This window comes from Streptomyces sp. LZ34 (assembly GCF_053890475.1).
Genome location: NZ_CM132680.1, coordinates 5,055,616 through 5,068,324, shown reverse-complemented (window position 1 = coordinate 5,068,324; position 12,709 = coordinate 5,055,616). Strand labels below are relative to the sequence as shown.

Annotated in this window: 12 protein-coding genes; 10 read left to right on the top strand and 2 right to left on the bottom strand. The window is 70.7% G+C overall.

Translation table 11 applies throughout. The features are described 5' to 3' along the window. Nucleotides 1-35: 35 nt before the first annotated feature. Complete coding sequence (locus ACWY4P_RS20030; protein WP_456211908.1) at nt 36-1,049, bottom strand: chitinase; 1,014 nt, start codon at nt 1,047-1,049, stop codon at nt 36-38. A 201-nt stretch (nt 1,050-1,250) separates the two neighbouring features. Between ACWY4P_RS20030 and ACWY4P_RS20025 the strand changes: the two genes are divergently transcribed. Then, complete coding sequence (locus ACWY4P_RS20025; protein ID WP_456211907.1) at nt 1,251-1,943, top strand: SDR family oxidoreductase; 693 nt, start codon at nt 1,251-1,253, stop codon at nt 1,941-1,943. A 103-nt stretch (nt 1,944-2,046) separates the two neighbouring features. Here ACWY4P_RS20025 and ACWY4P_RS20020 read toward each other — a convergent pair whose 3' ends face one another. Next, nucleotides 2,047-3,789 (bottom strand): chitinase, encoded by a 1,743-nt coding sequence (locus ACWY4P_RS20020; RefSeq protein ID WP_456211906.1) that lies wholly within the window; start codon nt 3,787-3,789, stop codon nt 2,047-2,049. A gap of 236 nt (nt 3,790-4,025) precedes the next feature. Here ACWY4P_RS20020 and ACWY4P_RS20015 point away from each other — a divergent pair, with 236 nt between their 5' ends. The 9 genes from ACWY4P_RS20015 (at nt 4,026) to ACWY4P_RS19975 (ending at nt 12,684) form a co-directional block, all read left to right on the top strand. Further along, nucleotides 4,026-4,922: a hypothetical protein gene (locus tag ACWY4P_RS20015; protein WP_456211905.1), complete on the top strand. Its 897-nt coding sequence runs from the start codon at nt 4,026-4,028 to the stop codon at nt 4,920-4,922. Nucleotides 4,923-4,946: 24 nt separating this feature from the next. Beyond that, complete coding sequence (gene cpaB, locus ACWY4P_RS20010) at nt 4,947-5,660, top strand: Flp pilus assembly protein CpaB (protein WP_456211904.1); 714 nt, start codon at nt 4,947-4,949, stop codon at nt 5,658-5,660. A gap of 61 nt (nt 5,661-5,721) precedes the next feature. Then, on the top strand, nt 5,722-7,512 hold the full coding sequence (locus ACWY4P_RS20005; protein WP_456211903.1) for an AAA family ATPase: 1,791 nt from the start codon (nt 5,722-5,724) through the stop codon (nt 7,510-7,512). 4 nt (nt 7,513-7,516) lie between these two features. Beyond that, nucleotides 7,517-7,975 (top strand): TadE/TadG family type IV pilus assembly protein, encoded by a 459-nt coding sequence (locus ACWY4P_RS20000; RefSeq protein WP_456211902.1) that lies wholly within the window; start codon nt 7,517-7,519, stop codon nt 7,973-7,975. Nucleotides 7,976-8,051: 76 nt separating this feature from the next. After that, a complete protein-coding gene (locus ACWY4P_RS19995) occupies nt 8,052-9,410 on the top strand; it encodes a CpaF family protein (protein WP_456211901.1) in 1,359 nt (452 codons plus the stop codon). Nucleotides 9,411-9,416: 6 nt separating this feature from the next. Further along, the gene (locus ACWY4P_RS19990; RefSeq protein WP_456211900.1) at nt 9,417-10,355 is read left to right on the top strand and encodes a type II secretion system F family protein; all 939 of its coding nucleotides are present in this window, start codon (nt 9,417-9,419) and stop codon (nt 10,353-10,355) included. A 14-nt stretch (nt 10,356-10,369) separates the two neighbouring features. Next, nucleotides 10,370-11,263, top strand: a complete 894-nt coding sequence (locus ACWY4P_RS19985; RefSeq protein WP_456211899.1) for a DUF5936 domain-containing protein — start codon at nt 10,370-10,372, stop codon at nt 11,261-11,263. Between the two features lie 495 nt (nt 11,264-11,758). Continuing rightward, complete coding sequence (locus ACWY4P_RS19980) at nt 11,759-11,908, top strand: hypothetical protein (protein ID WP_162097954.1); 150 nt, start codon at nt 11,759-11,761, stop codon at nt 11,906-11,908. A gap of 8 nt (nt 11,909-11,916) precedes the next feature. Continuing rightward, the gene (locus ACWY4P_RS19975) at nt 11,917-12,684 is read left to right on the top strand and encodes a hypothetical protein (protein WP_456211898.1); all 768 of its coding nucleotides are present in this window, start codon (nt 11,917-11,919) and stop codon (nt 12,682-12,684) included. The last annotated feature ends 25 nt before the right edge of the window (nt 12,685-12,709 follow it).

The window sequence follows — 12,709 nt, the reverse complement described above, 5'->3', positions numbered from 1 at the left end:
GGGGAACTTTCGGTCCCCCTCGAACGGGCGGAGGCCTACGACAGACCGTGGACGTGCGGCCCGACCGCCTTCGACCAGGCGCTGCCGTTCGCCGCGTCCCAGTTGGTCGACCAGGTCATCGCGCCGCGCAGCCCCGGATACGTCTTCGAGGGCTTGAACGAGCCGCAGCCGGAGCCCTTCGCCAGGCAGTCCAGGGCGGCGTTGACCACCCCCGGCTCCACATACCCGGAGCCCGCACCGCGCGTGGAGGCCGGGACGCCGATGCCGACCTGGGACGGGTCGAGGCCGTTCTCCAGCTGGATGCAGGCCAGGGCGGTGAGGAAGTCGACGGAGCCTTGCGAGTAGACCTTGCCGTCGCAGCCGAGCATGGAGCCGCTGTTGTAGTACTGCATGTTGACCACCGTCAGAAAGTCCTTGATGGCCAGCGCCGTCTTGAAGTACTCGTTCTGCGGCGACTGCATGTCGATGGTCTGCGGCGCCATCGTCACCACGACGTCGCTCTTCTTGTCGTGGATCGCCTTGAGCGCCTTGGTCATGTAGGTGGCGTTGAGCCCGTTCTCCAGGTCGATGTCGACGCCGTCGAAGCCGTACTCGTCCATGAGCTTGGTGACGGAGGAGGCGAAGGCGTTGGCGGACGCGTCGTCGCTGATCGAGACCGTGCCGTTCTGGCCGCCGATGGAGATGATGACGGACTTGCCCGCCGCGTGCTTGGCCTTGATGTCGGCCTTGAACTGGTCGACGCTGTAGCCGCCGAGGCCGGCGGAGTCGAGGTTGAAGGTGACCGCGCCGGGCGTGGTGGTGGCGTCGGCGAAGGCGACGGCGATGATGTCGTAGTCGTCCTGGACGTCGGCCAGCTTCTGGACGGTCGCGCCGTTGTCGAAGTTCTGCCAGTACCCGGTGACCGCGTGCTTGGGGACGGCCGCGGCGCCGACGGGCTCCTCGGCCGCGCCCGCGGTGTTGGCGGCTATCAGTCCGCCGGCAGCGAGGGCCGCCACGGCTATGCCGCCGAGCAGCTTCCGGGGGAGCGTACGTGAATGTGCGCGTGCCACAGGTGCCTCCGAGCGTGGGGGGATGTGGGGGGAGCGGTGCGCCTACGCGTTCAGGGGCCCCTGAGGCATGTGATCCACCGTGGTCCAGACCAATGCACCTGTCAAGTCCCTGACAGAAAGCTCATGGTTGACCTGAAGCAAGGTTGAAGTTTTGGCGTTCATGCCGGAACGATCACCATCTGGCGACAGGAGAATGTGCCCGTGATCCTCGTGACGGGAGCCACCGGAAACATAGGAAGCGCCCTGCTGAAGGAGTTGCGGACGAGCGGTGCCGGGCCGCTGCGCGGTCTCACGCGCGACGCCGCGCGGTCCGCCTTCCCGGCCGGAGCCGAAGCCGTGGAGGGCGATTTCAGCCGGGTCGCCACGTTGAAGCCCGCGCTGGACGGGGTGCGTGCGCTGTTCCTCCCGTCGCGCATGGGCCCGGACGCCGACATCCTCGACGTCGCCCGGCAGGCCGGGGTGGAGCATGTGGTGCTCGTATCGTCCATCACCGTTCAGACCCATCCGCACCTGGGCCCCGCCGAGGAGAATCTCGCTGTCGAGCGGCTGCTCCAGGACAGCGGTATGGCATGGACGATCCTGCGGCCCACGCAGTTCGCCTCGAACGCCTTGTGGTGGGCGGAAGCGATCCGCGAGCGCCAAACGACCTTCTACCGGCTCAGCGCCCGTAACCGCGTCTGGCTCGCCCGCCGCAACCTGCCTCGCGTCCTGATTCCCTTCAATCTCGTGACCTGGGTCCTCCTGACCTTGTGGCGCGTCCGTGACCGGGCTGCGCTGCGCGTCTCTCTCACTGGTTTCAAGGAGGGTCTGCGCGGCGGGCACGGCTCACGGTCGCCGATGAGCTGGCATACGGTGGCCCGGCTGGCCCGAGCCGGCAGAGCGCCAATCCTCTGAGCAGCGGCGCCGTCAGCAAGGTGCTGCTGACGGCGACCGTGTTGCTTTCATCGTGCTGCGCGTCCAGCTGATGCGCGATCTGCCGTGGTGATGGCTCGGCGCGCTACGGCAGCCCGTGGACCTTCGGCCCGACCGCGCCGGACCAGGCGTTGCCCGCCAGCGCGTCCCAGTTGGTCGACCAGGTCATGGCGCCGCGCAGGGCCGGGTAGGTCTTCGCGGGCTTGAACGAGCCGCAGCCCGTGCCCCGGGCCAGGCAGTCCAGGGCGTTGTTCACGATCGTCGGGGAGACATAGCCGCTGCCCGCGCCGCGCGTGGAGGCGGGCAGGCCGAGGCCGACCTGGGACGGGTTGAGGCCGCCCTCCAGCTGGATGCAGGCCAGGGCGGTGAGGAAGTCGACGGAGCCCTGGGAGTACACCTTGCCGTCGCAGCCCAGCATCGAGCCGCTGTTGTAGTACTGCATGTTGACGACGGTGAGGATGTCCTTGATGTTGAGCGCCGTCTGGAAGTAGGCGTTGGACGTCGACTGCATGTCGATCGTCTGCGGGGCCATGGTGATCACGAGCTTCGAGCTGGCCTTGGCGGAGAGCGAGCGCAGGGCCTGCGTCATGTAGGTGGCGTTGAGACCGTTCTCGAGGTCGATGTCGACGCCGTCGAAGCCGTACTGCTGCATCAGCGCGTAGACGGAGTTGGCGAAGTTGTTCGCGGACGTGGAGTCGTTGACGGAGACCGTGCCGTTCTGGCCGCCGATGGAGATGATGACGGACTTGCCCGCCGCCTGCTTGGCCTTGATGTCGGCCTTGAACTGGTCGACCGTATAGCCGCCGAGCCCGGCCGAGTCAAGGTTGAAGGTGACCGCGCCGGGGGTGCCGGTGGCGTCGGCGAAGGCTACGGCGATGATGTCGTACTGACTCTGGACATCGCTGATCTTCTGGACCGTCGCGCCGTTGTTGAAGTTCTGCCAGTACCCGGTGACCGCGTGCTTGGGGACGGTGCCGCCCCCGCCGCCGCTGCCGGCGGAGGTGGTGCCGGTGACGGACGCGGACCTGGGTGACTCGCCGGCCGCGTTGGTCGCGGTGACCTGGAACTGGTACGAGGTGGACGCGGCGAGCCCGGTCACCGTCGCGGAGGTGCCGCTGACCGCCTGCACCTTGGTGCCGTCGCGGTAGACGTTGTAGCCGGTCGCGCCGCTGGCCGCGGTCCAGGACAGGGCGACGGACGAGGAGGTGACCGCGCCCGTCTTCAGGCCGGTCGGGGCGGCCGGAACGGGGTCGCCGGGGTCGGAGCCGCCGGGGCCGGTGAGGCTGATGTCGTCGGCGTAGTAGGCGGGTTGGCCGTACCAGCCGTGGGTGTAGACGGTGACCGAGGTGGTGTTCGGGCCGGTCTTGAAGGTGGTGGTCAGCTGCTGCCAGCCGGAGGCGGACGGGGTCCAGGTCGACACGTCCGTCGTCCCCGTGCCGCTCGCGCCGAGGTAGACGTAACTGCCCTGCACCCAGGCGCCGAGCGTGTACGAGGAGTCGGGCTTGACGCTCACGGTCTGCGCGCACTGGGCGTTGTCCTGCCCGGCCGGGGTCGCCTTGAGCGCCGACGAGCCGCCGTGCGCCGGGCTCGTGACCGTGGTGCCGGAGGCGGAGGAGCAGGTCCAGCCGCTCAGGCCGGACTCGAAGCCGGAGTTCTGTACGAGGTTGGCGTCCGCCGCGCCGGCGGTGCCGCCGCCGAGGCCGACCAGGGCGCTCGCCCCGAGCACGGCCGCCGCGGCGGCGGAGAGGAATCGGGTGAGTCCGCGTCCGGGTCTGCCTCGTCTGCCTCGTCTGCCTGGTCTCTCGGGGGATATCGCAGCACGGTCCACGACTGCCTCCATGGGGGAGAGTTGAAAGGAGGAGCTCTGGGGACGGTGGCCACCGTATGACCGTTTCAAAATGGTCCAGACCAATAGTCTTGTCAAGAGGGTGGGCATGGGCCCGTAACCCAGGGGAACTGTTCTCTCACGCGGCTTTCGTGGATAAAGTGCTGATGCACCAGGACAGCAGCAACGACCTGCGGCCGCCGCTCTCCCCGGCGCCGACGTGAGACGGGGTAGCCGACGTGCCCACCGCGATAGCAGTCACCAGCCGTGAGCTGGTGCTTCCGCCGCCCGACGGCCAGACCCCGTCGGCCGTCGTGCTGATGTCGCCCGACGTCGAACCGCTGGACGACGCGCTCGCCGAGACCGCCGCCCTGCTCGACCAGCAGGGCTATCTCATCGTGCTCTACCCCGCGGCCACCCCCGCGCCCTTCGTCCGCCGGCTGCACACCGTGCGGTCGGTCCTGGAGAGCGACCGCATCGCGCTGCTGCCCCTCGAACTGCCGCCGCTCGCCGTCGCCGTGGTCGCCCGTCAGCTGCGCCAGCTGTCGGTGTGCGACTTCAGCCCCGGCGTGCTCGCCTGCGCCGCTCGCCTGCTGACGCACTACGTCCACGCGGGCGCCCTGCTGGGCTCCGTCGCCAAGCTGGACCGGGTGCCCGTCAGCCTCACCTCGCACGTCAAGTCCTGGGTGCCGGGCGCCCAGTTCGCCGTGCTCGCCCACCCCACCCCGCAGCTGGTCAAGGTGGGCGGCGAGGCCGCGCTGCCCGGGCCCGGGTACGCCACCCACCTCACCGTCGCCCGCGGCAGCCTCAACAGCCATGGCCACGGCCACGCGGGCGGCGACTGGGTGGGCGTCAAGCTCGCCCCCGGATGGGGGGTGCAGGGCGTTCAGGAGGTGCCGCTGCCACACGAGTCGGCCCAGTGGTGGGGCACCCCCAAGCTGATCGAGTTCGCCGCCGCCATCCCGGACCTCTCGGTCCTCTACCAGCTGGTGGCGTCCGTACGGAGGGAGGAGTGCCACTGGTGCGGCTTCGAACTCATCGGAGACCGCTGCGCGTTCTGCTCCGCCCCGGTGCCGCGCGGCGATGACATCCTTGCCCTGACCCAGACCGAGCGACCCGCTCTGACGAGCTGGTAAGTCCCCGAACGAGGTTGTGCGTCCATGAATTCACGCCAGCGCCGCGGAGTCATCCTGCTGCTCCTGTCGGTCCTGTGCGCCGGCGGCGCGTTCGCCGGAGTGCTGTCCGTCATCCGCGACGTGGAGTCGAAGGTCGGTCCCGAGACCACCGCGTACAAGCTCAAGTCGGACGTCCTCGCCTACCAGGCGCTGGACGCCGGCCAGTTCGAGAAGATATCGATGCCCGAGCGCTGGCTGCCGTCCACGGCCGTCACCGACCTCGCCGACGTACGCGGCAAGATCGCCGTCACCCCGCTGCGCAAGGGCTCGCTGCTCCAGGACGACATGATCGTGGACCGCCCGGCGCTCAAGGCGGGGCAGCAGGAGATCGCCATCATGATCGACGCGGCGACCGGCGTCGCGGGCAAGATCAACCCCGGCTCGAAGGTCAACATCTACGCGACCTTCGAGGGCAGGAGCCAGCGCGATGATCCGGTGTCCAAGGTGATCGTCGCGGGCGCGGAGGTCATCGACGTCGGCAAGCTCACCGCGCTGGAGCCGAACCAGGACGACACCCGGCGCCTCGACAAGGCGGTGCCCATCACCTTCGCACTGGACACCAGGGACGCACAGCGCGTGGCGTACGCCGAGTCCTTCGCCTCGCACGTACGCCTCGCCCTCGTCGCCCCCGGCGGCGACGACACCGTCTCCCCCCGCGACCGCACCTATTCCCTTGACAGCGACGACGGCGACAAATGACAAGCGGCACGACGACCCGACCAGCGGCGTGCCGCATGAACATGAGTGAGGCGGTGCCCCGGTGACGATCAGAATCCTTCCGGGCGTTGGCGACCCCGACGCCGCCCGCGCGCTCAGCGGGCTGCTCGGCCAGCTGCCGGGCGTCGAACCGTCCCCGCCGGTGGGCGACTCGACCCGCCTGCTCGACACCCTCGCCGCGCTGGCCGCCGCCTCCCTGGAGGACCTGCCCGAGGTCGTCCTGGTCCATGAGCGCATCGGCCCGGCCCCCGCGCTCGAACTCATCCGCGAGATAGCGCTGCGCTTCCCGGCCGTGGGCGTGGTGCTGGTGACGGCGGACGCCGGGCCGGCCCTCTACTCCGCCGCCATGGACTCCGGCGCCCGCGGCATCGCCGGGCTGCCGCTGTCGTACGACGAGCTGGCCGCCCGCGTCCAGGCCGCCGCCCAGTGGGCCGGCGGCGTACGGCGCCACCTCGGGGGCGGCGGCGAGGCGCTCGCCACCGGGCCCGGCGGAAAGCTGGTCGCCGTCGCGGGCGCCAAGGGCGGGGTCGGCACGACGGTCGCCGCCGTACAGCTCGCGCTGGCCGCGCAGGCGGCGGGGCGCAGGGTCGCGCTCGTCGACATGGACCTCCAGTCCGGCGACATCGCCTCCTACCTCGATGTGCAGTTCCGGCGGTCGATCGCCGACCTGGCCCAGATCAACGACATCACCCCGCGAGTGCTCCAGGAAGCGGTGTTCACCCACCAGACCGGCATCGGACTGCTGCTCGCCCCGGGCGAGGGCGAGCGCGGCGAGGAGGTCACCGACCGCGCCGCCCGGCAGGTCGTCAGCGCGCTGCGCTCCCGCTTCGAGGTGGTGATCGTCGACTGCGGTACGCAGATGACCTCGGCGGGCGCGGCCACCGTCGAACTCGCCGACCTCGCGCTGCTGGTGACCACCCCGGACGTGGTCGCGGTGCGGGCCGCCAAGCGCATGGTCCGGCTCTGGGACCGGTTGCAGGTCCGCAAGGCCGAGGACACGGTCGCCGTCGTCAACCGCCACACCCGCAGCGCGGAGATCCAGCCGCAGCTGATCGAGCGCGCGACGGGCGCCCGGATGGCCCGTACGGTGGTCCCGGCCGGCTTCAAGGAGCTACAGCCGGCCGTCGACTCGGGCCGGATGCAGGACCTGGACGCCAAGTCGGCCGTCAAGCAGGCGCTGTGGGGCCTGGCCGGGGAGCTGGGCCTGCTGGAGGCGCCCGGCGGCGGCGCGGGCCCCAGAGGGGGCGGACCCGGCGGCGGCCACGCGCCTCGCGGGGCGCACCCCGGCCTCGCGGATCACCGCACCCTCCCGGGTATGCGGCGGCGCCGTGCCATAGGAGCGGGTGGCGACGCCTCGGGCGCCGGGGGCGGCGCGGGTGCGGCGGGCGACGGCACGGGCACCGGTCCGGAGTCGCTGCGGGAGGTCCCCTCCACACCCTCCAGACGCTTTCAGCGCAAGCGGGGCGGCGACCGCGGCCAGGTCGCGGTCGAGTTCCTCGGCGTGCTGCCGCTGGTGCTGGTGGTGCTGGCCGTCATCTGGCAGTTCGTACTGCTCGGCTATACGTACTCCCTGGCGGGCAACTCCGCCGACAAGGCCGCCCGAGCGGGCGCCGCGGTGGGCGGCGACGCGGGCGCCTGCCAGGAGGCGGCGCTGAAGGACCTTCCGGGCGCGTGGCAGGAGAGCGCGGAGATCACCTGCGGCCAGGGCGCCGACGGGGTGTGGAAGGCCACGGTGAAGGTCCATGTCCCGGTGCTCTTCCCCGGGGCCGCGGACTTCCCGTGGCCGGTGACGGGGACCGCGGGGGCGGTGGATGAGCAGGCGGAGGGGGTGTGAGGCGATGGCCGGGGCTGAGCCGGTGACCGGGCGCGGGGCCGTGAGCGGGCGCGGGGCGGTGGTTCGCGCGGCGGGTGCCGGGCGCGGGGCGCGCGCCGCGCGCGGTCGGGGTCGCGATCGGGGGTCCGCCTCGATCGAGTTCCTCGGCTTTCTGCCGGTCCTGCTCCTCGTCGCGCTGGCCGCCGTCCAGTTGGGCCTCGCCGCGTACACCGTGCAGCAGGCGGGTACGGCGGCCCGCGCGGCGGCGCGTACGGCCTCGCTCGACGAGGTGCAGACCAGCCCGGCGGCCGCGGGGCTGGCGGCGGTGAGCGGATGGCTGGCGGACGGGGCGGATGTCGGCGTCACCCCGTGCGGGGACGGCCAGACGCGGGCGACCGCGACGGTGGACATTCCGTCGGTGCTTCCCGGCGTGAGCTTCGGGAGCGCGAAGAGGAGCGCGACAATGCCGTGCGACGACGGCTGAGCGACGGCCCGTCAGGGGCCCGGCGGTCGGCGCCCATCACGCGGCGGAGCCGCATACCAGCACAAGGAGGACACCGATGAGCCTGCGGGCACGCATCACCGCGCCCGAGGGGCCCGGTGAGGGGCGGGAGGACGGGCATCTCGTCTCCGTCTACCGCGCCAAGCTGCTCGAAGAGATCGACCTCGCGGAGATGTCCTCGCTCGCCGCCGGCGAGCGGCGCTCGCGCCTGGAGCGCGTCCTCGGGCACATCATCAGCCGTGAGGGCCCGGTCCTGTCCACCGCCGAGCGGTCCCAGCTGATCCGCCGGGTCGTGGACGAGGCCTTGGGCCTCGGGGTGCTCGAACCGCTGCTGGAGGACGCCTCCATCACCGAGATCATGGTCAACGGCCCGGACCAGATCTTCGTGGAGCGCGCGGGCCGGGTCGAGCTGCTCCCCGTGCGCTTCGCGTCCGAGGAGCAGCTGATGCAGACCATCGAGCGGATCGTCTCCACGGTCAACCGCCGGGTGGACGAGTCGAATCCGATGGTCGACGCGCGGCTGCCGTCCGGGGAGCGGGTCAATGTCATCATCCCGCCGCTCGCGCTCACCGGCGCCACGCTCACCATCCGCCGCTTCCCGCGCGCGTACACCCTGCACGAGCTGATCGGCATGGGCACGCTGGACGAGCAGACGCTGTTGCTGCTCGCCGCGCTGGTGCGGGCGAAGTTCAACGTCGTGGTGTCCGGGCCCACCGGCTCCGGGAAGACGACGCTGCTCAACTCCCTGTCCGGGCTGATCCCGGAGGGCGAGCGGATCATCACCGTCGAGGACGCGGCCGAGCTCCAGCTGCAGCAGACGCATGTGATCCGCCTGGAGTCCCGCCCGCCCAACGTCGAGGGCAAGGGCCTGATCACCATCCGCGACCTGGTGCGCAACTCGCTGCGGATGCGCCCCGACCGCATCATCGTCGGCGAGGTGCGCGGCGGCGAGACTCTGGACATGCTGCAGGCCATGTCCACCGGCCACGACGGCTCGCTGGCCACCGTGCACGCCAACAGCGCGGAGGACGCGCTGATGCGGTTGCAGACCCTCGCCTCGATGTCGGATGTGGCCATTCCGTACGAGGCGCTGCGGGACCAGATCAACAGCGCGGTCGACTGCATCGTGCAGCTCGTCCGGCACGCCGACGGCTCGCGGCGGATCAGCGAGGTCGCGCTGCTCGACAGCCATGGCCACGAGGAGTACCGCATCGCGACCGTCTGCCGGTTCGACGCCGAGCCGATGGGCGGGGACCGTATCGTCCACGGGCGGTTCTCCTACTTCCCGCTGCCGGAGCGGGTCGCGGATCGGCTGCGGCTGGCGAGCGAGTCGGTGCCGCCCGCGTTCGGCGTCGCCGCGTTCCCGGCGCAGCTGAGCGTGCGCGGGGCCGCGTACAGCCCGAGTGAGCGGAGGTAGCCGGGCATGGACCAACTGGCGGTGGTGACGGTCGGGGCGACGCTGGTGTGCGGCGCGCTGGGCGTCGCGGGCGTGCATACGTACGCCCGGGGCAAGGCGGCCCAGCAGGCGCTGTTCGACCGGCTCTCCGATACGGGGTCGCTGCCGCTGTCCGGCCGGCCGCGCCGCTTCGTGCGGGTGGACCGGCGGCTGCGCGGCACCTCGCTGGGGCGGAGGCTGGAGCTGCGGCTGGCCTCGACGGGGCTGGAGATCACCCCGGGTGAGTTCTTCGTCTACACGGCGGGGGCGGCGATCGGCCTTTGGGTGGTGGCGGCGTCGCTGCTCGCGGCGTTCTTCGGGCCGATCGCGGCCGTGGTCGCGGTCTGGTCCGCGTTCGCGTTCCTCAACTGGCAGCGGCAGAAGCGGATCGAGAAGTTCATCAATCAGCTGCCCGAGCTGTCGCGGATCCTGGCCAACGCCACGCAGGCCGGTCTGGCGCTGCGTACCGCGCTGGGCATGGCGGCCGACGAGATGGAGGCCCCGGCGGGGGAGGAGCTGGCGAAGGTCGCCGACAAGCTGGCGGTCGGCCACTCGATCGACGAAGCGCTGGGCGAGCTCGCCGAGCGGCTGCCGTCCCGGGAGCTGGTCGTCCTGGTCACCACGCTCGTGCTGTCCAACCGCGCGGGCGGCACCGTCGTCAGCTCGCTGCGCAACCTCACCCAGACGTTGGAGGAGCGCAAGGAGACCCGGCGCGAGGTCCGCACTCAGCTGTCCCAGGTCACGGTCACCGCATATGTGGTGCCGCTGATGGGCGTCGGCACGCTGCTGCTGATGAACCGGATCGCGACGGGCTCCCTGGACCGGATGACCTCGTCCTTCTGGGGCCAGGCCGCGGTGGTGGTGGCCTTCGCGCTGTACGGGATCGGCTTCTTCCTGATCCGCCGTATGTCGAAGATCGACGTCTGAGAGGGGCGGCGGACATGGCGATCGGTGTGCTGCTGGCGCTGGTGGCGGGACTGTCGGTGGCGGGCGTCGCGTACGGCGTCGCGCTCTACCGCAGCGAGGCCAAGCTGCCCAGTGACCTGGCGGTGGCGCTGGAGGTCGGGGCGACGCGTACGACGGCGGTCGGCTCGGCCGTCGACCGTCTCGGCATGCGCTACGCCCCGTTCGTGCTGCGGCTGATGGGCGAGAAGCGGGTCGCCAAGGTCCGGCGCCGGATCGATCTGGCGGGCAACCCGGGCGGGCTGACGGTCGACCGCTATGCTGCGCGGCGCGCGGTGTACGGCATCCTCGGCTTCGGCGGCGCGCTGGTGATGCTGATGAAGGGGCAGCTGCTGCTCGCCCTGGTTCTGGTCGCCTTCGGTCTGTTCTGGATCGAGGTCGGTATCTGGGCGGCGGTACGGGAGCGCCGGCAGGCCATCGAGCGGACGCTGCCCGACTTTCTCGATGTGCTGGCGGTGGTGGTGAGCGCCGGACTGAGCTTCCGGCAGGCGCTGGACCGCGTGGCGGAGAAGTACGAGGGCCCCTGGGCGGATGAACTTCGCATCACGCTTCGGCAAATGGACATGGGGGTGAGCCGCAGACAGGCGTTCGAGGAACTGCGGAAGCGGAACGACTCCGAGCAGGTCGCTCAGTTCGTCACCGCGCTACAGCAGGGCGAGGAACTCGGCGCGCCGATCGTCGAGACGCTGATCGCCATCGCGAATGACATGCGGCGCACCGATGCGCAGAACGCCCGGCGGCGCGCGGCCCGCGCCGTGCCGAAGGCGACCATGGTGGTCACGACCTTTATGGTGCCCGGCACGATGATCCTGCTCATCGCGGGCTTCTTTATCGGCTCGGGCACGGATTTCGGCTCCATCACGGGGGATTGACCGCACTGGAACCGGTGGGAGGAGACCAGCGATGACCGACGGCCCGTATCTCGCACCGCCGGCGCGGCTCGCGTACGGCGCGGCGTCCGCCCATGTCTCCCAGCACATCTCGCCCCCGCATGAGCAACTGCTCTCCTTGGCCGCCGCTGTCTCGAATCCGTCTCCATTCGATGAAGTCCCTTCGCGATTGCAATCGGATATGGGAAAGTCGTCCCCGGAGGACTCCTCGGGGCCGGGAGGGGGTGAATCGCATGGGCCGCGCTAGCCGGAATGTGCGCCGGAATGTCAGCCGGAACGTCATCCGGAACGTCACCCGTAAGGGGGCGACACGGTTCGAACGCCTCGAAATGGGCAGGCAATGGTGCCGTAGGCACTGTTCTCGGGCAGGTGTTTCGGCGTACTTTGCTCGTGTCGCGAGCGGCACCACGGGGGTTGAGTCGCCGGACCGGAACGGTACGGCCACCCATGGAGGGGAACACAATGGGGAAGCGCGTCATGCGGAACGACCGGGGGCAGACCTCGATCGAGTATCTGGGCATCATCGCCGTGGTGGTCGCCATCGTCCTCGTTCTGTCGACGACGGACTTCGGCAGCATGATCGCAAACGCTATCTCCGACAAGATCTCCGAGGTCGTCGGCATCTGACCGGCCCCGTGACCGCTCGCCGCTTCCGCCGCCCCCGCCTGGCCGGGGACGCGGGGCAGGCGTTCCCGATCTATATCACCGCGGTGGCGGGCCTGCTCTTCCTCGCGCTCGCCCTCTTCGCGGTCGGCCAGGCGGGCGCCACCCGCAACGGCGGCCAGACCGCGGCCGACGCGGCGGCGCTCGGCGCGGCCGAGGACTTCCGCGCCCAGTTACGGAAGGACCTGCTGGACGCGATCACCAGCGGCGGGGCCCTGGAGGACCTGGAGGACCTGCTCACCGGCCGGGGCTTCGATCCGCTGCGCGACCCGTGCGACCAGGCACAGTGGTTCGCCGGCGAGAACGACGCGGATGTCACCGACGGAGGGTGCGTTCCGGGCTATCTGCCCATCTCGTTCACCGTCACGGTCAAGACCCGCAAGGCGGTCGGCAAGTCCGTCATCCCCGGTACCGAGACCAAGCACGCGACCGCGCGGGCCAAGGCGGTCGTCGAGCCGCGCTGTACGTACGAGGCGCCGGCTCCGCTGCCCGACCCGACCGGGGACGGCAAGGGCGACGACGGCAAAGGCGACGACGGCAAAGGCGACGACGGCAAAGGCGACGACGGCGAAGGCGACGACGGCGAAGGCGACGACGAGGGGGGCAAGGACGAGGGGGGCAAGGACGAGAAGCCCGTCATCGATCTGGTCTGCGAGGGCAAGGACATCACCATCGACCCCGAGCACCTCGATCTCTTCCCCGACGCCAAGGACCTGTTCTCCGTCCATCTCGCCCACTGACGAGCGCGAACGAAGAATCAACGAA

Excerpts from the sequence above, each read along its gene's own strand:
- cpaB (WP_456211904.1), top strand. The coding sequence starts at position 4,947 with ATGAATTCACGCCAGCGCCGCGGAGTCATCCTGCTGCTCCTGTCGGTC.
- ACWY4P_RS20000 (WP_456211902.1), top strand. The coding sequence starts at position 7,517 with ATGGCCGGGGCTGAGCCGGTGACCGGGCGCGGGGCCGTGAGCGGGCGC.
- ACWY4P_RS19995 (WP_456211901.1), top strand. The coding sequence starts at position 8,052 with ATGAGCCTGCGGGCACGCATCACCGCGCCCGAGGGGCCCGGTGAGGGG.
- ACWY4P_RS19990 (WP_456211900.1), top strand. The coding sequence starts at position 9,417 with ATGGACCAACTGGCGGTGGTGACGGTCGGGGCGACGCTGGTGTGCGGC.
- ACWY4P_RS19985 (WP_456211899.1), top strand. The coding sequence starts at position 10,370 with ATGGCGATCGGTGTGCTGCTGGCGCTGGTGGCGGGACTGTCGGTGGCG.
- ACWY4P_RS19980 (WP_162097954.1), top strand. The coding sequence starts at position 11,759 with ATGCGGAACGACCGGGGGCAGACCTCGATCGAGTATCTGGGCATCATC.